At 65.2% G+C, this 20,434-nt stretch carries 21 protein-coding genes; 14 read left to right on the top strand and 7 right to left on the bottom strand.

Features of this window, described 5'->3' with window-relative positions; translation table 11 throughout:
• Positions 1-69 precede the first annotated feature (69 nt).
• The 8 genes from ACQY4S_RS27095 (at position 70) to ACQY4S_RS27060 (ending at position 4,771) form a co-directional block, all read left to right on the top strand.
• Positions 70-207, top strand: a complete 138-nt coding sequence (locus ACQY4S_RS27095; protein WP_428488286.1) for a DUF29 family protein — start codon at positions 70-72, stop codon at positions 205-207.
• A gap of 36 nt (positions 208-243) precedes the next feature.
• Positions 244-696, top strand: a complete 453-nt coding sequence (locus ACQY4S_RS27090; protein ID WP_428488285.1) for a hypothetical protein — start codon at positions 244-246, stop codon at positions 694-696.
• Between the two features lie 2 nt (positions 697-698).
• On the top strand, positions 699-1,847 hold the full coding sequence (locus tag ACQY4S_RS27085) for a glycosyltransferase (protein WP_428488511.1): 1,149 nt from the start codon (positions 699-701) through the stop codon (positions 1,845-1,847).
• Positions 1,848-1,921: 74 nt separating this feature from the next.
• Positions 1,922-2,329, top strand: coding sequence for an addiction module toxin RelE (locus ACQY4S_RS27080; RefSeq protein ID WP_428488284.1), 408 nt, complete (start codon positions 1,922-1,924; stop codon positions 2,327-2,329).
• A 6-nt stretch (positions 2,330-2,335) separates the two neighbouring features.
• Positions 2,336-2,629 carry a helix-turn-helix domain-containing protein gene (locus ACQY4S_RS27075; protein WP_428488283.1) on the top strand — a complete coding sequence of 98 codons (294 nt, stop codon included), beginning with the start codon at positions 2,336-2,338 and terminating at the stop codon, positions 2,627-2,629.
• 96 nt (positions 2,630-2,725) lie between these two features.
• Positions 2,726-3,388 carry an HAD family hydrolase gene (locus tag ACQY4S_RS27070; RefSeq protein WP_428488282.1) on the top strand — a complete coding sequence of 221 codons (663 nt, stop codon included), beginning with the start codon at positions 2,726-2,728 and terminating at the stop codon, positions 3,386-3,388.
• Positions 3,385-3,810 (top strand): PaaI family thioesterase, encoded by a 426-nt coding sequence (locus ACQY4S_RS27065; RefSeq protein ID WP_428488281.1) that lies wholly within the window; start codon positions 3,385-3,387, stop codon positions 3,808-3,810. Before ACQY4S_RS27070 ends, ACQY4S_RS27065 begins: the two co-directional genes overlap by 4 nt.
• Before the next feature lie 190 nt (positions 3,811-4,000).
• Positions 4,001-4,771, top strand: a complete 771-nt coding sequence (locus ACQY4S_RS27060) for an ROK family protein (protein ID WP_428488280.1) — start codon at positions 4,001-4,003, stop codon at positions 4,769-4,771.
• Positions 4,772-4,925: 154 nt separating this feature from the next.
• On the opposite strand, the gene ACQY4S_RS27055 is transcribed toward ACQY4S_RS27060, so the two are convergent.
• The 7 genes from ACQY4S_RS27055 to ACQY4S_RS27025 form a co-directional block, all read right to left on the bottom strand.
• A complete protein-coding gene (locus ACQY4S_RS27055) occupies positions 4,926-5,246 on the bottom strand; it encodes a HepT-like ribonuclease domain-containing protein (RefSeq protein WP_428488279.1) in 321 nt (106 codons plus the stop codon).
• Between the two features lie 28 nt (positions 5,247-5,274).
• Positions 5,275-5,505: a nucleotidyltransferase family protein gene (locus ACQY4S_RS27050; RefSeq protein ID WP_428488278.1), complete on the bottom strand. Its 231-nt coding sequence runs from the start codon at positions 5,503-5,505 to the stop codon at positions 5,275-5,277.
• A gap of 275 nt (positions 5,506-5,780) precedes the next feature.
• Positions 5,781-6,296 carry a F0F1 ATP synthase subunit B gene (locus ACQY4S_RS27045; RefSeq protein WP_428488277.1) on the bottom strand — a complete coding sequence of 172 codons (516 nt, stop codon included), beginning with the start codon at positions 6,294-6,296 and terminating at the stop codon, positions 5,781-5,783.
• A 31-nt stretch (positions 6,297-6,327) separates the two neighbouring features.
• Positions 6,328-6,936: a F0F1 ATP synthase subunit B' gene (locus ACQY4S_RS27040; RefSeq protein ID WP_428488276.1), complete on the bottom strand. Its 609-nt coding sequence runs from the start codon at positions 6,934-6,936 to the stop codon at positions 6,328-6,330.
• Between the two features lie 337 nt (positions 6,937-7,273).
• Positions 7,274-7,498: an ATP synthase subunit C family protein gene (locus ACQY4S_RS27035; RefSeq protein ID WP_428488275.1), complete on the bottom strand. Its 225-nt coding sequence runs from the start codon at positions 7,496-7,498 to the stop codon at positions 7,274-7,276.
• A gap of 92 nt (positions 7,499-7,590) precedes the next feature.
• Complete coding sequence (locus ACQY4S_RS27030) at positions 7,591-8,349, bottom strand: F0F1 ATP synthase subunit A (protein ID WP_428488274.1); 759 nt, start codon at positions 8,347-8,349, stop codon at positions 7,591-7,593.
• A gap of 33 nt (positions 8,350-8,382) precedes the next feature.
• Complete coding sequence (locus ACQY4S_RS27025) at positions 8,383-8,706, bottom strand: AtpZ/AtpI family protein (protein WP_428488273.1); 324 nt, start codon at positions 8,704-8,706, stop codon at positions 8,383-8,385.
• Positions 8,707-8,891: 185 nt separating this feature from the next.
• On the opposite strand from ACQY4S_RS27025, the gene ACQY4S_RS27020 reads away from it, so the two are divergent.
• The 6 genes from ACQY4S_RS27020 (at position 8,892) to ACQY4S_RS26995 (ending at position 20,347) form a co-directional block, all read left to right on the top strand.
• The gene (locus ACQY4S_RS27020) at positions 8,892-10,277 is read left to right on the top strand and encodes an inorganic phosphate transporter (protein WP_428488272.1); all 1,386 of its coding nucleotides are present in this window, start codon (positions 8,892-8,894) and stop codon (positions 10,275-10,277) included.
• A 270-nt stretch (positions 10,278-10,547) separates the two neighbouring features.
• Positions 10,548-12,716, top strand: coding sequence for a type I secretion system permease/ATPase (locus ACQY4S_RS27015; RefSeq protein ID WP_428488271.1), 2,169 nt, complete (start codon positions 10,548-10,550; stop codon positions 12,714-12,716).
• The gene (locus ACQY4S_RS27010) at positions 12,713-14,143 is read left to right on the top strand and encodes an HlyD family type I secretion periplasmic adaptor subunit (RefSeq protein ID WP_428488270.1); all 1,431 of its coding nucleotides are present in this window, start codon (positions 12,713-12,715) and stop codon (positions 14,141-14,143) included. The genes ACQY4S_RS27015 and ACQY4S_RS27010 overlap by 4 nt, the downstream gene beginning before the upstream one ends.
• 176 nt (positions 14,144-14,319) lie before the next feature.
• Positions 14,320-15,312, top strand: a complete 993-nt coding sequence (locus tag ACQY4S_RS27005; protein ID WP_428488269.1) for a WD40 repeat domain-containing protein — start codon at positions 14,320-14,322, stop codon at positions 15,310-15,312.
• A 1,312-nt stretch (positions 15,313-16,624) separates the two neighbouring features.
• A complete protein-coding gene (locus ACQY4S_RS27000) occupies positions 16,625-19,522 on the top strand; it encodes a beta strand repeat-containing protein (protein WP_428488268.1) in 2,898 nt (965 codons plus the stop codon).
• Between the two features lie 6 nt (positions 19,523-19,528).
• The gene (locus ACQY4S_RS26995) at positions 19,529-20,347 is read left to right on the top strand and encodes a sulfotransferase family protein (RefSeq protein ID WP_428488267.1); all 819 of its coding nucleotides are present in this window, start codon (positions 19,529-19,531) and stop codon (positions 20,345-20,347) included.
• Positions 20,348-20,434: the final 87 nt, after the last annotated feature.

Raw genomic sequence — 20,434 nt, 5'->3', positions numbered from 1 at the left:
TTGATCCTGCGCGAACCTTGCCGGCCAAGTCCGGCCGTTGCTACCTTGGACAGCACGGAGATGAAGCCGATGGGCGATCTTTACGAGCGCGACTTCCATGGCTGGGCCTACGAGCAGGCCGCCCTGCTGCGCAGCGGCAAGCTGTCGGACGCCGACATCGGCAACATCGCCGAAAGGCCCCCTTCGAGGTCCCGGCCAGGCGGTTAAGCAGTTCTTAACCACGGCCCGCGATCATGCGGGAGAATGCAGCCGCACCCCGCCCCGGCCAAATCCGGCCTGGCTGAAGCCAGCCCTCTGGGGCAGGCCATGCCGCACCGGCTCTGGCGCCGCCTGTCGCCCGTGCTGCGCCGGCGAACGCTGGCGCGGTCCGCGTTCTGGCTGGCGCGGCACCCGGTCGCCGACGCCGAACCGGTGGGCCAGGGTATCGCTGTCGCCGGCGAACTGACCCGCGTCTCGGGCCTGGGAGAAGGCGCGCGCCGGCTGGCCGAAGCGGCACGCGGGCTGGGGCTGCCGGTGTGGACCATCGACACGTCACCGCCCATGGATGCGCGGTCGGAGGTCACCGGCTGGCCCTCCAACCGGGCCGGACCGAAGCTGCCGCTGCCGCCGAACCTGCCGCTGGTGATCCATGTCAACACGCCGATGCCGCCGCCGGCGCTGTTGCTGGGAGGCCTTAGCAGGCAGGTGGCGTCTTGAAAGTGCTGGTCTGGCAATGGGGGCGCCGGGGGGCCGGCCCGCGCTTCGCCGCCTGTCTCGCCGAGGCGCTGCGGGATCGGCCTGGTCTGGCGGTGACCCTGTCGCTCTGCCGCGATGCCGAGATCATGACGGGCGCCGATCCGCCGCGGTGCGAGATGCCGGTTTCGACCTATCGCGACATGGGCTCGTTGCTGCTGCGGCTGGCCACGGCGCCGTTCGCGCTGCCGTTCCTGCTGGCCAGGCTGTGGCCGATCCGGCCTGATCTGGCGATCTGCGCCATGCCGGGACCGCTGGACCTGCTGATGGCGGCGGCGCTGCGCCTGCTGGGGGCCCGCCTCGTGGTGGTGGTGCACGAGGCGGAGGCTCATCCGGGCGACGGTTTTCCGATGCAGATGGCGCTGCAACGCGCGCTGTGCCGCCGCGTCGACGGGCTGGCGGCGCTGTCCAGCCATGTGGCGGCGCAACTGCGACGGCAGCGGCTGGTCAGCCGGCGGCGGCGGTTGATCCGTCTCGCGCATCCGCCCTTCGCCTTCACGCTGCCCGCCACCCCGGCCGGGCGGCCGGCTGGGCCGCCCCGGCTGCTGTTTTTCGGCCGGCTGCTGCCGTACAAGGGGCTGGACCTGCTGGCCGAGGCAATCGCCGCGCTGCCGCCGGAGACCGCCATCGCGGTGCGCGTCGTCGGCCATGGACCGGCCTGCCCGGCGCTGGCCGCGCTGGCCGCTTGCCGTGGGGTCACGGTGGAGAACCGCTGGGTGCCGGAGAGCGAAATCGGCAGCCTGCTCGAGTGGTCCAATGCAGTAATCCTGCCGTATCGGGAGGCAAGCCAAAGCGGCGTGGCGGCGGCGGCGATGGCGGCCGGACGGCCGATCATCGCCACCCGCGTCGGCGGCCTGCGGGAACAGCTATCAGGCGCAGGCCAGGCCGTGCTGTGTGATCCGGATCCGGCCAGCCTGGCGCGGGGGATCATGCTTTGGCTGGAGACGCCAACGCAGTGCCTGGCACGGGAGGATGCCGGTGAAGCGTGGCGGCAGGCCGCCGCGGCGCTGATGCTCGGGATCCGGGCGGCGCTGCCGGCACGGCCGGCCGCGGGTCGGATGATGCGGAAGCTGCCGGCGTTGCGGCTGCGCGGCGGACGGCATCGCGCGCCGTGATGACGGTCACAGACGCCACTGCGTCCCTGATAGTTTCTTGCAATGCAACGGCACCGTGCGCCTTGATGACGGTCATGGGCGTCAGTGAATACCAATACTTTCTTGCAGAGAAGGCGCCATTGGCGTATATAGGCGTGGATAAGATTCTTATTACCGTTGCGGAGACAACACCGTTTCTCCGTCAGGCGGCCGGCTTATGGCATGACGATGATCGTAATGAGTTTGTTGACTACTTCGCAGCCAATCCGGGTGCCGGCCATGTCATCCCGGACACCGGCGGCCTACGGAAGATCCGCTGGAGCCGGCCGGGCACCGGCAAGCGCGGCGGCGTGCGGATCATCTACTTCTACCATGATGATGCCATGCCGCTCTATCTGCTGCTGATGTGTGCCAAGGCGCAGCGGGAAGAATGGACCAGGGACGAAAAGCGGCGCGCCCAGGCGCTGACCGAACAGATCAAACAGGCTCACAGAAGGCACTAGAATAGCATGACCAAGATTGGAGAGGCGCTGATCGAGAGCCTGAGCGACGCGCTGGACCATGCGCGCGGCGAAGCCTCCGGCGTGCGGGTCCACGCCGCTGCAGTGACGGACGTGCGGGCGATCCGCCGCAAGCTGCACATGTCGCAGCAGGCGTTCGCGACGGCCTATCGGATTCCACTGCCGACGCTGAAGAACTGGGAACAGCGCCGCCGCCACCCGGATGCGCCGGCGGCGGCCTATCTGCTGGCGATTTCCCGCCGGCCGGCCGAGATCAGCGCGGCGCTGGCGCAGGAACCCTGACCGGCGGTTGCGGAACGTCCCTGAATGCCGGCCATTGCCAACACAAACGTCCGACAACATGATCGTTTCCGCCACCACGGGATCGATTGAGCCAGCATGCCCATCCGCGCCGTCTGCTTTGATGTCGGGGAAACCCTGATCGACGAAACCCGCCATTGGATCGAGTGGGCGGCGTTCCTCGAGGTTCCCGTCCTGACCCTGTTCACCGCCATCGGCGTGATCATGGAGCGCGGCCAGTCGCTGCGCCGCGTCTTCGAGATCTTCCGGCCTGGCCTGGACCCAGGCACCGCCCGCAAGCTGCGCTCGGAACATGGCTGGGTGTATGACTTCAGTCCGGCGGACCTGTATCCCGATGCCATCCCGTGCCTCGGCGCGTTGCGCGACCGCGGCTACAAGGTGCTGATTGCGGGAAACCAGCCGATCGAGTCGGAGGCCGCATTGGCGCGTCTCGGCTGTCCGGCTGACGTGATCGCCAGTTCCGCCGGCTGGGGCGTCGCCAAGCCCGACAAGCGGTTCTTCGACAAGGTGATCGAGGCTGCCGGGCTGCCGGCCGCGGAGATCGCCTATGTCGGCGACCGGCTGGACAACGACGTGCTGCCGAGCCTGGCCGCCGGCATGGTTGCCGTGTTCGTGCGGCGAGGGCCCTGGGGCTGGATGCATGCCGAACGACCGGAGATGGCGCGCGCGCAGCTCCGGCTGGACGACCTGCGCGCGCTGCCCGACCGGCTGGCGGCGCTCGACCGGCGGACGACGCAATGAGCAGCTATGATCCCGCCGCCGACGGTTGGCGCGCCTTACCGGGTGCGGCGCTGCCCGGCGGCCTGGGCATCCCCTGGGCCAGGAAGCAGGACGGCAACTGGCGCTATGGGCTGCGCACCACGGCGGAGCATGCCAACCCGAGCGGCGTCGTCCATGGCGGCGTGCTGATGGCGTTCGCCGATCACGGCCTGAGTTTCCTGGCCTGGGAAGCGGCGGAGCGTGCCCCCTGCACCACCATCCAGCTCAACACCCACTTCCTGGATGGCGTGCGGCCTGGCGACTTCCTGGAACTGCGCGGCGAGGTGACGCGGCGGACCCGTGGGCTGGTGTTCCTGCGCGGTGTCGCCGGCGTGCGCAATGCGGGTGGCACACGGGATGTTGTCGCGGTCGATGGCATATGGCGGGTGCTGCAGCCGCGCTGACCGGTCGCTGACAGCGAGGTTCCGCTAAAGCCACAGGGATGACGGATGGAGACCGAAGCCGATCCGGATCACGCTGCCGACCTGCTCGCGCCCATGGGACAGCGTCGGAAACGATGGTATAAAGCGGGTGTGGCGGCCAAGTTGACCGGTCGCTGACGGCGAGGTTCGGCTACAGGCACAGGGAGGACAGATGGATACCGAAGCCGACCCGGATCGTTCAACCGGTCCATTGACCCTGGCGATCGACATCGGCGGCACGCGGTTGAAGGCTGGACTGCTGGACCCGGCCGGACGCATCGTGCGGGGTCCCAGCCGCACCGACACACCGGTTCGTGCCACCCCGGACGCCATCGTGGACGCGCTGCTCGCCTTGGCCCGTCCGCTCGCGCCGTTCGACCGGATCTCCGTCGGGTTCCCCGGTGTGGTGCGGCGTGAGCAGGTGCTGACGGCGCCGAACCTGGGGACGGCGGAATGGCGGAATTTCCCGTTGGCCGCGGCGCTGGCGGACGCACTCGGCAAGCCGGTGCGCATGCTGAACGACGCCGAGGTGCAGGGCCTGGGGGTGGTTTCCGGCGAGGGCTTGGAATGCGTCATCACGCTGGGCACCGGCATGGGCTTCGCGCTGTTCCAGGACGGCCATCCGGCGCCGCACCTGGAGCTCAGTCAGCATCCGCTGCACAAGGACAAGACCTACGACCAGTTCATCGGCGTGGTCGCCTATCGCAAGATTGGCCGCAAGCGCTGGAACCTGCGCATGCGACGGGTGCTGGACGCGATCGAGACGTTGGTCGGCTTCGACACGCTGTACATCGGCGGCGGCAATGCTAAGCAGCTTGCGCTGGAACTGGCGCCGAATATGCGGGTGGTGGGGAACGAGGCGGGGATCACCGGCGGCGTCCGGTTGTGGAGTCCGCGGCTGGACTGGATGTTCGCCTCCGGGGCTGAGTCGCGGACGGCGTGAGGCAAATCCGCATCCGTCAGCCGCTTCCGGTTCAAGCTGGCCCCTAACGTTTCGCTGACGCCGTATCCTGAAACACCGCACCTTCCCGCCTGCAAGGCGTCGCGCTGCAAGGCAAGGTTCTGATCTTCCAGCGAGACGCGGGCACAACCGATCTTCATGCCCTGTCATCCTCCTGCAGACGGTGCAGCGCGTCGCGGCAGGCGGCTTTCAGCGGCGGCAGGTCGCGCTCGATCAACAGCCAGATGCGGACAACATCGATACTCTGGTAATCATGCCGCAGCCGGTTCCCCAGGCCTCGGATTTCCCGCCACGGGATAGCAGGGCAGAGATCGGCGGCACGGTCGCCCAGCTTCATTGCGGCCTCGCTGATGACCAGCAGGCTGTATTTGGTGGCGCGGATCGTCTGATCGGCCTTGGCAAAGCCGCGCAAATCCATCTCCGCCGTAAACCGCTCGATGGATTCAATGTTCTCCATTATGTCGCTGAAACGCTGAACCGGATCACTAGAACGCACGCACGGCCTCACGGCTTATGGTGTCCCGTGCAAGGGGCTTGAGCGTGCCTTCTTCGATCAAATCAACTGGTTGGCCCAGCAGGTCCGCCAGCCAATTTTCAATTCCAATCATGTCCAGCAGGGACAGGCTTTGCGCGTCATCGAACCCCGCCAGCAGATCGATATCGGACTCCGCCCGCGCCTCGTTGCGTGCCGTCGATCCGAACAGCGACAGCCGCACGACGCCGGCTGCCCTTAGCTCCGGTTCGTATGCGCGTAACCTGGCAATGACCTCAGCCTGTTTCATTGCAAGGATTTTAGCACGCCCTTTGTGGCGCAACCATACCTTATGCAGATCAACGGCTTATGGACCCGCAAAAACCGCCGGAAAGGGCTATCCTTCGAGCTGTGCCGATTTTCGTAAGCCGCCGAAGCCGGGCAATGGTGACAGTCGACGGCGCGATGGCGAAGGGATTGGCGAAAAACTACAATGTCAGCAAAGGCAAGTGATTTAGGCTAAGCCGCGCGGCGGGCCGCCAGGGCGGTTGGCAATCGCTGAATTGCATGATCCACCAGGGCCGCGTCGGCTGCCGCGGTCAGGCCCTCGGCGATGACCTGGCGCGCGGCGGCGGTGGCGACATCGGCGGCGGCGAGACGGACCTCGTCGACGGCGGCTTTCTCGGCCGCGGCGATGCGGTCCAGCGCCATCCGCTCCCGCCGGCGGGCTGAGGTTTCGGCTTCGGCGGCGGCTGTCCTGGCGACACGACCGGCCTCGGCGCGCGCACCTTCGATGAGTGCCTTGGCCTCGGCCGAGGCATCGGCACGCTGCTTCTCGGCGTCTCGCAGCATGGCCTCGGCTTCCCGCCGCAAGCGCGCTGCTTCCTCCAGTTCCGCCTTGACGCTGGTCGCGCGGGCATCGAGGATCCCGGCGAGCGGGGTCCATAACCTGCGGCCGAACACAACGAAGAACAGGATGAAGGCGAGCACCACCCAGTTGCGTGGTTCAGCGAAGAAGCCGGGCTCGTGGTTCATCTGGTCTGCTCCTGGGTCAGCCGGTTTCCGGTCAGGCCTGTCCTTGATCAAGGCCGCGCGCGGACAGCGCCGTGCCGATCGCGGTGTCAAGCCGGGCATTGTCCGGCGCCGCACCGGTCAACCGGGTGACGACACTGACCGCGGTGTCCGTCGCCACCTGGCGCAGCGCGCCGAGGGCCGCGGTGCGCGCCTGGGCGATCTGCGCTTCGGCTTCATGCAGGCGCACGTCCAGCCTGGCGTTCAGTGCCTCCGACTGGGCGGCGGCGGCTTGCTTCGCCTCGTTCAGGGCGGCATTGATAGCGGCCTGAGATTCGGCGCGGGCCTTGGCGGTGGCGGCGGTTGCCTCGCCGATGCCGGCATCGGCGCGGGTCCTGGCGGCGTGGGCACTTTCCAGATCGCTGCCGATATGCGCGGCCCGTTCCTCCAGCACCGATGCCACCAGCGGCAGGCCCTGGCGCGACAGCAGGAGATACAGCACCACGAAGATGATGGCGCCCCAGACCACCTGGCTGATGGTCAGCGGCGAGTTGAAGTCGAGCTGCGGCATGCCTTGCGCCATCGCGGCAGCGGGCAGCATCAGCAATCCACCTAGCAGTCCCGCGATCGTGGGTGGAATGCCGCGGCTGAGCCGGTTCAGCATGACCGCTTGATGGAGACTTGGCGGACGCGCTTCTGGTGTTTGCTCTCGTTGATCAACGGCATTGCTTGTTCCCATGCGCCATGCTCTCGCCGTCATGGCGGGTGAACGAGCACGCGTGGCAGCGGAAAGCCTGCTATCCATGGCTTGCAAGGCCGGTCCGGTAGTGCCCGCCTGGACAACGGCGTGGATGGCGGCCCTGCCCTGCCTCGCGGGCTCGGTCGCTTGCCATGACGGCATTGAGCGACCGTGCCTGACTCGCAGCCGTTGTTTGCCAACAATCCCGTTTCACACTCGGCAATCCCTTTTCGGACGATGCATCGGGCGCGTCCGCCTTCGGTCAGACAAACAGGATGATGAAGGCGATGACAAGGGCATACAGCGCGACGGCCTCGGTCAGCGCGAAGCCGAGGATGGCGAGGCCGAAGACGCGGTCGCGGGCGGCCGGGTTGCGGGCCACGCTGGTGACAAGTGAACCGAAGATCGTGCCCATGCCGATGCCGACTCCGGCGAGAGCGATCATGGCAATGCCGGCACCCAGCATCTTGGCGGAAGCGACGTCCATAGTCCGGTTTTCCTTTCGTTTATCCGGTCGCGCGGGCGGAGAGGTCTCGCCCGGTTGTTCAGGGCCGGTTGTTCAGGGGTTGAGGCGGAGGATCAGTGCAGGTGAACCGCGTCGTGCAGGTAGATGCAGGTCAGCACCGCAAAGACATAGGCCTGAAGCGTGGCCACCAGCAGCTCGAAGCCGATCAGCAGCGTGTTGACGCCGAGCGACAGGGCGGCGGGCAGCCAGCCGAGCAGGCCAAGGCCGCCCAGCATGACGATGAAGGCGCCAAACACCTCCAGCATCACATGGCCGGCCATCATGTTGGCGAACAGGCGCACCGATAGGGAGATGATGCGCGAGAGGTAGGAGATCACCTCGATGAAGACCATCAGCGGCGCCAGCGCCTTGGGGATGCCTTCGGGCACGAAGTAGCTGAAGAAGTGCAGGCCGTGTCGCAGGATCGCCACGGTTGTCACCAGGACGAAGACCAGGACCGCCAGCGCCAAGGTCACCATGATGTGGCTGGTGAAGGTGAAGAACAGCGGGAAAACGCCCAGCAGGTTGCCGAACAAGATGAAGAAGAACAGCGTGAAGACGAACGGGAAGTACCTGCGGCCCTCTGGCCCGATGTTCTCGACGCACATCGACATGATGGCTTCGTAGCCGAGTTCGGCCGCTGCCTGGAACCGGCCGGGCACCATGGCTCGCGGCTTCATGCCGAACCACAGGAAGGCCAGAACCGCCAGACCGGCGACCACCATCATCAGGTTGGACTGGGTGAAGTTCACCGAGCGGCCGACGAAGCCCAGCGCCGGGTGAAGCTGGAACTGCCCCAGCGCGTTGATACTGCTGCTACCTTCGGCCGCCACGCTGCCTGCTCCTGCCCGCTCTAACCCGTCTGCTCAATCCGGCGCCTGCTTCGGCGCGAACATGCGCCAGAGATTGACCACGCCCGCCGCCCCACCGATGGGCACGAACACCGCGGTCAGGATGGGCGTGGTGCCGAACAGGCGATCCAGCCCGTAGCCGATGGCGACCCCGACGACCAGGGCCGATACCAGCTCCACCCCCACGCGCAGGCCGATGCCCCATGGCGAACCGCCGAGACCGCCCGCAGGGTTTCCCTGGTCGGGCTGCGTCGGCGGGGCGTCGAGACCCTGCTTGCGCCGAGCGGCCTTGAGACGATCCTCGAAGGAGGGCTCTGGGCCGCCGGTTTCCTGACTCATGTCCGCTCCTGGCAACACCTGTGCCGGAAAGCGGGGGCTTGCTACCGACCGGGGGATAGGGTGTCAAGGACGCGTGGCCAATTTCAGATACGGAACGAAGCACGACGTGGCGCGATTGCCACCCGCGCGAGATATGAAAATCGCATGACGGCGAGACGCTCGGGCGGGTAAGCCGTTACGGTGGCATGTTCACGGCCATTGCCCCGTCGTCGCCGATCGCTTCCGCGGTTTTGGTGTTCTGCTTCCTGCTGGTGCTGGCGTTCGAGTTCTCGAACGGCTTCCATGACACGGCGAACGCGGTGGCGACGGTGATCTATACGCACAGCCTGAAGCCGGTGCCGGCGGTGCTGCTGTCCGGGATGATGAACTTCCTGGGCGTCGTGCTGGGCGGCGTGGCGGTGGCGTTCACCCTAGTGGAGCTGCTGCCGCCGGACGTGCTGACGCCGCCGAACGGCAATCCGGCGATCGCCATGCTGCTGGCGCTGTTCCTGGCGGCGCTGATCTGGAATGTCGCGACGTGGTGGCTGGGGATTCCGTGTTCGAGTTCGCACGCCATCATCGGCTCGCTGCTGGGGGTGGCGATCGTCAACTCGATCACCGCGTCGCGGGGACTGGGACAGGGGGTGGACTGGTCGCAGGTGTGGGCGGTGTTGCGGGCGCTGTTCATCTCGCCGCTGCTGGGGTTCTTTCTGGCCGGGCTGCTGTTCCGCATCCTGAACGCGGTGATCGCCGACCGCACGCTGTTCGAGCCGACCGCCGAGAGCCGGCCACCGCCGGGATGGGTGCGCGGGCTGCTGATCCTGACCTGCTCGGGCGTCAGCTTCGCGCATGGCTCGAACGATGGGCAAAAGAGCATCGGGCTAATCATGCTGACCATCATCGGCATCATGCCGGCGGCGTTTTCGTTGAACCCGGAGGTGTCAGCGGGACGTCTGCCGGGCATTGTGCAGGCGGCGGACCAGGCGGCGCCGCTGATGCAGTCATTCGGCGACGACGAGAAGGGCCTGGCGGTGACCGACGCGAAGCAGGTCAGCCAGCGGCTGCGCGGGATCAGGGCGATGACGGATGTGCCGGATGCCGAGCGCCCCGGGCTGCGCGACGCGGTCTATCACGTGAACGCGGAGCTGAAGACGGTGTCGGAGAGCAAGGCGGCTTCGGCTTCCGAGAAAGCCACTGCGAAGCGGCTGCATGACACGCTGCACGGCGCGGTGGAATACGCGCCGATCTGGGTGCGCATGCTGAGTGCCGTCTGCCTCGGGCTGGGCACGATGATCGGCTACAAGCGGATCGTCACGACGATTGGCGAGCGGATCGGCAAGAAGCACCTGACGCCGGCGCAGGGTGCCTCGGCGGAGCTGGTGGGCGGGGTGCTGATCGGCACGGCCGGGTTCTCCGGGCTGCCGGTGAGCACCACGCACATTATCTCCTCGGGCGTGGCGGGGACGATGGCGGGGTCTGGGGCGGGGGTGCAGAAGCGGGTGATCTGGCAGATCGTGATCGCCTGGGTGGCGACGCTGCCGGCGACGATGGTGCTGTCGGGCGGGTTGTTCTGGTTGTTTGCCGGGGGGTGAGGCGGCGGTGCATGGCGTCAGCTTCGCCACATTCCGCGTCACGAAGCCTGGTCGTCGCCGTGTTGTTGATGCAGGAATGGCAGGCGGAGTTCCAGCGCTTTATGATACTTGTATGCAATGATTTTGTGTACTGCTGGAATGCACTGTATCTATTGCCGGTAAAAGGCATTCCATAGTATTAAAATGTAACTAAACTCCATAACCGTTGCGAATCCGGCGATCTTCGCGGATTATGGGCCGCAGCCCAAGGTGTGCGGCAGGAGCGGTGACGTGCCGGAATTTGAAGTGACACCGCATCAACCGCCGTCTGCCTTGGGCGCCGCGCCCGCGTCCGGTGTCGCGGCTTGGGCTCAGGCACTCACCATGCTGTTGCGGTTCCACGAAAAGCCCGCCGACCAGGCCCAGATCGCGCACGCGCTGGGTGGCGAGGCCCCAGCCCTGACCGATGTCGTGCGCCATATCCGGTCCAGCGGCCTGCGCGCTCGTCTGGTCAGCATGGCCGCCGACCGCCTGCCGGGCGCGGCACTTCCGGCGATCGCCGTCTGCCGGGATAACGAAGGCTGTCTGCTGGTCGCCAAGGCGACGGCCGAGCGGGTGCTGGTGCTGGATGCCGGGAGCAATCGGCCGACGATCCTGCCGATGGCGGCGTTCGCCGAGCGGTGGACCGGACAGCTTGTCCTGGCGACCCGCCGCGCCGGACTGGCCGACCTGGGTCGCCGCTTCGACATCGGCTGGTTCCTCGGCGCGGTCCATAAATACTGCGCAATCCTGACGGAGGTGCTGGTCGCCAGCCTGTTCCTGCAGATCTTCGCGCTGCTGTCACCGCTGCTGTTCCAGGTGGTAATCGACAAGGTGCTGGTGCATCGCGGCCTGACCACGCTGGATGTCATCATCACCGGCCTTGTCACCATCGCCTGCTTCGAAGCCGCGCTCGGCTTTTTGCGTACCTATACATTTGCCCATACCACCAACCGCATCGATGTCGAGTTGGGAGCGCGGCTGTTCCGGCATCTGCTGGCGCTGCCGCTGCCGTATTTCCAGGCGCGCCGGGTGGGCGATTCGGTGGCGCGGGTGCGCGAGCTGGAGAACATCCGCAGCTTCCTGACCAGCTCCGCGCTGACGCTGGTGATCGACCTGCTGTTCACCACGGTCTTTCTGGGCGTGATGGCGGTGTACTCGCTGCCGCTGACCGGGATCGTGCTGGCGTCGCTGCCGATCTACGCGGTCCTCAGCCTGGCGGTCACGCCGCTGTTCCGCCGCCGGCTGGACGAGAAGTTCCGCCGCGGCGCGGAAAACCAGGCGTTCCTGGTGGAGGCGGTGGGCGGCATCGAGACGCTGAAGTCGATGGCCGTGGAGCCGCAGATGCAGCGGCGCTGGGAGGAGCAGCTTGCCGGCTACGTGGCATCCGCAATGAAGGTGGCGACGCTGGGCAACGGCGCCAGCCAGGCGATCCAGTTGATCAGCAAGCTGGTCACCGCGCTGCTGCTGTATTTCGGCGCCCGCGCGGTGATCGGCGGCGCGATGACGGTGGGCGAGCTGGTCGCGTTCAACATGCTGTCGCAGCGGGTCAGCCAGCCGGTGCTGCGGTTGGCGCAGCTCTGGCAGGATTTCCATCAGGCGCGCCTGTCGGTGGAGCGGCTGGGCGACATCCTGAACACGCCGCCGGAAGCCTCCGGCGCGACGCGCACCGCGCTGCCGGCGATCAGGGGATCGGTGCAATTCGAGCATGTGCGGTTCCGCCATCGGCTGGATGGGCCGGTTGTGCTGGAAGACGTCAGCCTGGATGTCCGGCCGGGCGAGGTGATCGGCATCGTCGGACCCTCCGGCTCCGGCAAGAGCACACTGACGAAACTGCTGCAGCGGCTGTATGTGCCGGAGGGCGGGCGGGTGCTGGTGGACGGGGTGGACACCGCCGCGATCGACCCGGCGTGGCTGCGGCGGCAGATCGGCGTGGTCTTGCAGGAGAACGTGCTGCTGAACGCCAGCGTGCGCGACAACATCGCGCTGGCGGAGCCGGGCATGAGCACCGAGCGGGTGATGCAGGCCGCCGCCACCGCCGGCGCGCACGACTTCATCCTGGCGCTGCCGGAGGGCTACGACACCATGGTGGGCGAACGCGGCAGTACGCTGTCCGGCGGGCAGCGCCAGCGGATCGCCATCGCCCGCGCGCTGGTGACCAACCCGCGCATCCTGATCCTGGACGAGGCGACCAGCGCGCTGGACTACGAAAGCGAGCGGATCGTGCAGCAGAACCTGCACAAGATCTGCCAGGGGCGGACGGTGTTCATCATCGCGCACCGCCTGAGTGCGGTGCGGCGGGCGAACCGGATCATCACGCTGGAGGCGGGGCGGCTGGTGGAACAGGGCACGCATGAGGAGTTGCTGCGCGTCGGCGGGCGCTACGCGACCTTGTTCAACATGCAGGCGGGGGCGGCATGAGCGGCGTGGAGGACATGGCGAAAGCGTGGCCTGTGGGCCGGGTGGCGGCGGCGCACCGGGACTTCCTGCCGGCGGCGCTGGAAATCCTGGAAACCCCGGCCAATCCGGCAGGCCGAGCGGTGATGGGCACGATTGGCGCGGCGCTGGTGGTGGCGGTGGTGTGGGCGAGCGTCGGGCAGGTGGACATCGTCGCCACCGCGCCGGGGTCGGTGATTCCGGCCGGCAGGTCGAAGGTGGTGCAGCCGCTGGAAGCCGGGGTGCTGCGGGCCATTCGGGTCGAGGACGGGGACCATGTCGCCGCCGGGCAGGTGCTGTTCGAACTCGACCAGACGGTTGCCGCCGCGGACCGGGACCGGATCGCCCGCGACTGGCGGCAGGCGCGGCTGGACGCGGCGGGATTGCGTGCGCTGTCGGCTGATCTTGCGGGCGACGGCTTCGATCGCGACCGGTTCGTGGCGCCGGACGGCATTCCGGCGGCCGAGATCGCCATCGCCCGTGCCGGGATCGAGGCGCGGGCGCGCGAGCAGCAGCAGAAGTGCCAGTCGCTGGAACAGCAGATCGCGCAAAAGGACGCCGAGACGGCGGAGAACGCGGCGATGGTCGGCAAGCTGGCGGCGTCACTGCCGATCCTGCAGCAGAAGCGGGACCTGTACCGGTCGCTGCTGAACGTGGCATTCACCAGCAAGGTGGCGTGGCTGGATAGCGAGCAGGCTTATACCGATCAGTTGCACCAGCTCGCGGTGCAGCAGTCGCATGGCGGGCAGCTTGTGGCGGCGCGGGCCGCGCTGGTGGCGCAGTTGGCGCAGACGGGGGCGGGGTATGCGCACGACGTGCTGAAGGATCTGGCGGAGGCCGAGCAGAAGGCGGGTGAGCTGGCGCAACAGTATGCGGCGGCGGCACACAAGGCGGGGGAGACGGTGCTGACGGCGCCGATCAGCGGGACGGTGCAGGCGCTGGCGGTGCATACGCTGGGAGGCGTGGTGACGCCGGCGCAGGCGCTGCTGACGGTGGTGCCGGATGATGGGCCGGTGCTGATCGAGGCCACGGTGGAGAATGCGGATATTGGGTTTGTCCATGCCGGCCAGGATGTCGAGGTGAAGGTCCGGACGTTCGAGTTCACGCGGTACGGACTGCTGCATGGGCATGTGGTGGATGTCAGCCGGGATGGGGTGGCGGAGGCTTCTGTGTCTCGCATGCCGGGGGATAAGGCGGCCGATCCAAAGGCGGAGGATGGCAAGGGCAATGCGCCTGGATATGTCGCCCATGTCGCATTGAATAGTGCGCGGATGATGGTCGATGGGCAGGAGGAGACTTTGTCGCCCGGGATGGCCGTAACGGCGGAGATTAAAACGGGAAGACGAAGCGTGATCAATTATCTGCTCTCGCCACTGCGGCGGTATGCACATGAGGGGCTACAAGAGAGATGATCAAAGCAATAGTAAGGCTAGCTGAAATTCTTGCAGTATGGGCGTGGATAGCCGTTGCTTTTCCGACTAATAGTGCAGCACAAATGGCGCCCACTCAAGTAGGATTATTCACGACTAACCCATCGAGCAGCGACAACTTGCCGGCACTCCGGATCGAGCACGAACTAACACGACCCATGCATACGTTCGGCGTGACCTGGAGCTCCGATAGCAAACAGATTGCTTCTTATAGCAACTGGGGCAACCTCATCACGGTGTGGAACGAGAACGGCAGTATCTTGAAGGAGATCCCTCGGGAGGGCGATCATTATACCGGGAACGCACTCGCTTTCGTTCGAGGAAATACCCAACTTGCCGCACGGCCCGTGTCGTACAGAAACGGTGGCGATGCGGTTAATGTTTATGATATTACAACCGGAAATGTAGTAGACAGACTGCCCGGGCCGGGGCGCCCAGACCAGTGGCAACCGGTCAACGCCGCACGGGTTCTCGCATCTTCACCGAATGAGTCTCTGCTGGCGGTAATATTTGGCCGCGCAGAATATCATCCTGTAGCATTATACAGCACAAGCGATTGGCATAAAGTAGCCGATATTGGCGCCCCGCTCGAGACGAAAGCGTATATCGCCGGCGCGCTGGCGTTCTCACAGGACGGTCGATTACTTGCCATAGCCTCGCCCAAGGATGTTCAGGTTTTTGATATAGAAGCCAAAACAACTATTCAAACAATAAAAGCCCTTAATTCAGCGGATGACGGTTGTTGCATAGAACATGTCGCTTTTAATAAGGATAGCAGTCAGATCGCAATCACAAATTCCTCTGGAGGTACAGTATGCTGTTGCACGCCTGGCTGTCTGGATAGTAAGCGTTGCTGTACTATAAAGCCTAATACAGGTCCGATTAGGGTCTTTCGAGTCGCAGACGGTGCCGGCATCGTGACCTACCCATTCCCGGTCTCAGACATTTTCGACATGCGGTGGAGCCCAGACGGCCGATTTATCGCTTTTATTACGCCTGGCACATTATATCTCTGGAGTCCATCACATCCGCAAGAGCAGAGTAAAATAAGCCTTAACCCCGACTCTATCTCACTGGCCTTCGCACCAGATGGCCGCCATCTTGCGGTCAATGACAGTCAGTATGTCACAATCTTTAAAGTGATCGACTAAGTAACATCCTATAGGAGAGTCAGTCATGACAACACCAACGAACAGTGTGTTCCTTAATTTGGTTAATGGCACGCCACCGGCGGGTTGGACCTCGCTCAACGTGCAGCCACAAGGTGGTCTTCCCGCCATTGCATACTACAACGCCATGACTAATCAAGTTGTCACTGTTTTCAACGGTGTCTCGACACCAGGAGGAAGTAGTGTCGCTAACACTGCGGACGCGACACTATTAGCGGGGCAGACTCCAACTGAATACAATGGGCTTGTGCTGAGCTACGCAACGCAGGTACAAGACGCGGTAAATGCGATGGGCCTCTCAACTGCCCCGAGCATGTTCGCGGCCGGAAATTCATTGGGTGGATATGCGGCGCAGGTAGTCGCCCAAGCGAACAACTGGGGCGGCGTTAGCTACGGCGGCCCTGGGATTCCCGGCCAAGCCGCCGGTGCGCCAAATCCGAACGGATTTGTCTCGGTTGTAAATACTGGTGATCCAATCGCGAATCAAGCCACCGATACTGGCGTTAATTGGAGCGGGGTCTATTCTGGTAGCGAAATCGGTGCTCACTTTGGTACCGTGAATTTTCAAGGATCGCAGACCGCGCAGACAATATTACAGACCAATGTAGCGGCGATTGCCTCCGCATTTGCTAATGGCGGCGATCCTGTCTCTGCTGCCAGTGCTCTGCTGCCTGAAATCGAAAGCTATCATTTTCTTCCGTCATATTCCTCTGATTTTGGCGTACAGCTTACTACACAGCCGCCGATCAATCTAACTGAAGCTGAATTAGTCCAGTCAAACCTGTTATTGTGGAGTCTCGACGGGGCACCCGCTCCCCTCGAACTCGGCGTCAATAGCAGTGGGGCGATGACGTTTAGCGGGCCAGCGAACAACGGAACCATATTCTCTGGAACAACGTTTGATAATGCGGCGAATGGCATTAACACCACTTTTGAGGAATCAACACCCCAGCAGCCGATTGCACAGACTGGCACATTAACTACCACATATACTGCCCTGGGAGAGGTCGCGGCGACTTATCTCGAAGCACCAGCCGGATCCAGTCAGCCTACAACTGACGGATTTTCTCAATCGTCTTCCGTGGGCGCTTCTGAAGGCGCCGCCCAAGTCACTGAAACCGCTGGCGCTAACCCGTTTGCGACGGTCACAGCCACGGATTCGGCCGGCGCTACCTCAAACTATACCCTCGCCGGCACCCCTATCGTCTATCTGGACACAAGCGGAACCGTTACGTCTTCACCGGCTAACGCAACTGCCATCCTAATCGGCGGCGACGATGCGTCCCTCACAGGCATGGCGGCTGGTGACATCTTTATCAACCTTGGCAGCGGCGGATCAGCCACCACCGGGGCAAACGCGCAGAGCTTTGTCGGCGGTGACAACACGACCGTCACGAACGACGGCACCGGCTGCACCGACGGCATCCACTGCGACGGTGTCACCGTCACCGGCACCAACGAGACCGTCTCCGACGACGGCGGCAGCGCGGTAACAATCAACGGCAACAACGACACGATAACAGGCGGCGCCGGCAGCTATGTCGGCCTGGCGACGGGGGACCAGGGGGACACGGTCACCGACAACTCTGGCGGCACGATCGCCGCCGGCAACGGCGTGACTGGCACCATCATCGGCACTGGTGACACCATCACCGCCGGCACCACCGACTACCTGAACGTCAGCGGCAACAACGACACGATAACCGAGGGCACCGGCGGCTTTCTCGGCCTGATACCGACGGACCAGGGGGACATCGTCACCGCCTCCTCCGATACCATCAGCGCCGGCAACGGCGTCACCGCCACCATCACCGGCTCCAACGACAGCATCGGCGGCGGCACCAGCGACTATCTGAACATCAGCGGCGGCAGCGACCAGGTGACCGAAGGCAGCGGCGGTTACCTCGGACTGCTGCAGGGGGATCTGGGCGACACGGTCACCGCCTCCGCGGACCACATCGTCTTCGGCAACGACGTGACCGGTACCGTCGTCGGTTCCTCCGACGCCATCAACGGCGCCTCGACCGACAACCTGACCGTCGACGGCGGCGGCGACACGATCGGCCTGGGCACGGGTGATGTCCTGGGTGCGGCCGGCGGCGGCAACACCATCACCTCAAGCGCCGACGACCTGGTCTATGTGACCCAGACGAACGGCGCCGCCGACATGGTGAACGCCGCGGGCGACCAGTTCGGCTACACCGAGGCGAACGGCCAGGCCAGCGGCATCTATATCGCCAGCAACGCCCAGGCCAACGTGTCCGGCAACAACGACGGCATCACCCTCGGCACGGGTGACATCCTGGGCGCCGCCGGCGGCGGCGACACGATCAACGCGGGCGTCGACGACCTGGTCTACGTGACCGGGACGTATGGCGCCTTCGACACCATCCACGCCACCGGCGACCAGACCGGCTACACCGAGGAAAGCGGCCAGGGTTCCGGCATCTACCTCGACAACAACGCCCAGGCCAACGTCTCCGGCGGCACTGACAGCGTCAACCTCGGGACCGGCGACAATGTCGGGCTGATCGGCGGCAACGGCTACGTGGTGAGCAACGACGTCGCCAGCGACGTGACCAACCTGACCGCCTACACGGGGGCCACCATCACCGGTTCCGGCGGCTACATCGGCGTGCTCGGCAGCGACGATGCCGTCAACGCCAGCAACGAGACGATCAGCGCGGTCGCCAACGACCAGGGCGAGGCGGTCAGCGGCACGGGCGACACGGTGTACGAGGCGGCCAACGACGCGTTCAATGTCTCCGGCGGGCATGACACGGTCGACCTGACCAGCACCGGCGACTATGTCGGCCTGCTGAATGGCTCCGGCAACATCGTCTACAACGACGACGCCGGCGACATCGTCAACCTGGCGGGCAGCACCGACGCCACGATCACCGGCGGCGGCGGCACCGTGGGCGTGCTCGGCAGCAACGACGCGATCGTCACAAGCAACGAGACGATCAACACGGTGGCCAATGACAAGAGCGAAAGCCTCAGCGGCACGGGCGATACGCTGGATGAGGCAGCCAACAACGGGTTCAACGTCGCCGGCGGATACGATACCATCGACCTGACAAGCGCGGGCGATTACGTCGGGCTGCTCGGCGGCGCGGGCTACGATGTCATTGGGTCCAAGGATGTTGTCGACACCACGTCCGGCACGAGTTTCACGCTCAATGGCAATAACGACGATATCGCCGGCAGCAACGACCACATCAACATCACGGGAAGCTACGACGACACGGCCGGATCGGGGGACACGATCAATCCGAACGGCGCCGATGATTATGCAAGCGGATCGGGCGACTCTGATCCCGACGGCAGTGGCAGCGGTGGCGGCGGGGGTTATGGCTACTATGGATTTACCCAAAGCCGAGCGGGTCAGCCGCCGGGAATTGATGTGATCGCGCAATATGATGTCGCGCATGGCTACACGCAAGCGGCGCAGGCCGCGCAGGCCGCGCAGGTCGGCCTGGACCAGGCGGCGGCTTCCGCGAACGGCGATCTCGCGACCTCCGCCGCCACATTGGCGCTTGATCCGACTGGGCCGGTGTGGGGCGCGTCGACCGTGACCTGGGGCTTCGCCACGGGCCCAACCGGCGGTGCCTCGCCGTTCAGCGGGGCGATTGATGCCGCGTATCAGGCCACCATCGTCCAGGCCCTGCAGACCTGGGCGGCGGCAACCGGACTGACCTTCACCCAGGCCAGCAGTCCGGGGAACGCCGACATCCAGATCGGCTGGGGCAGTTTCGACACGGCCGCCAGCGATGTCGTCGGCTACACCAGCCTGAACCGGTCGAACGGCGTGATCCAGCCCGGCGCGACGGTGCGGCTGGAGGACCCTGACCAGACGCCGCTGATCACCGGCGCCGACGGCCAGTTGTTTTACGCCGACAGCGGCGCCAGCCTGTACCAGGTGGCGCTGCACGAGATCGGCCATGCGCTGGGACTAAGCGAGGATTCCGATCCGAACTCCGTCATGTATGACTCGCTGGGGGCGAACAATCAGACGCTGGACAGCACCGACATGGCGGCCGCGCACCTGGCGTACGGCATGGGCGGCACCCAGGCAACGCTGATCCAGGCGATGGCGGCGTTCGGTGCCACCACCGCATCACCGCTGCTGACCGCCGCCAGCCAGACGGCAAGCCAAGCTCATACCCTGGCCGGCGCGAACCCGCACTGATCGGCCATGCTGCGGAACGTGCATTTCATTTCGGGGCTGCCGCGATCGGGATCGACCCTGCTCAGTGCGATCCTGCGGCAGAACCCGAGGTTCCAGGCCGGCGTCACCAGTCCCGTCGCGATGCTCTGCGGCACTCTGCTGCACGGCATGAGCGGCGCGACTGAATTCGCGTCGTTCTTCTCCGACCACCGGCGGCGGGCGATCATCCGCGGGGTCTTTCAGTCTTACTATGAAACAAACCCGGATGATGGGATCGTCTTTGATACCAACCGAAGCTGGACAGGGCGCCTGCCGCTGCTGGCCGAGCTGTTCCCGCGCAGCCGGATCATCTGCTGCGTGCGAGAGGTTGCGTGGATCATCGACAGCGTGGAGCGCCTGGTCCGCCGCAACGCGATGCAGCCGTCGAAACTGTTCAACTACAAGGCCGGCGGCTCGGTCTACTCGCGGGTGGAGACGTTGATGGACCCGCAGGCCGGGCTGGTCGGCCGGGCCTGGAACAACCTGCGCGAGGCCTGGTTCAGCGAGCACGCTCGGCAGTTGATCGTGTTGCCGTATGAGACGTTCGTGCGTGATCCGCGGCATAGTCTGACCCGGCTTTATCAGGCGCTGGAGGAGCCGGCGTTCGCGCATGACCTGGACCATGTGGCGCACGACGAGCCTGGCTACGATGCGGACCTTGGCATCCCGGGCTTGCACCGCGTGCGTCCGAAGGTTGCTCTGGAAGCACGATCCCCCTGCATTCCGCCCGACCTGTTCGCCAAGTACGCCGAGGTGAATTTCTGGACCAACCCGAAGCTGAACCAACGCAACGTGCTGGTGCTGTAGCGCCCTGCATGCGGCAACGAGGTTCATCCTTGGATTTCGCGCTTAAGGGAGAAATGACTGCCGTGAGCAAGGTTCGGCCGGCCACTT

The sequence above is a fragment of the Rhodopila sp. genome (assembly GCF_965276935.1).
Classification (GTDB): Bacteria; Pseudomonadota; Alphaproteobacteria; order Acetobacterales; family Acetobacteraceae; genus Rhodopila.
Note: the sequence above shows the minus strand (reverse complement) of the source record. Positions and strands in the feature narration are given on the sequence as shown.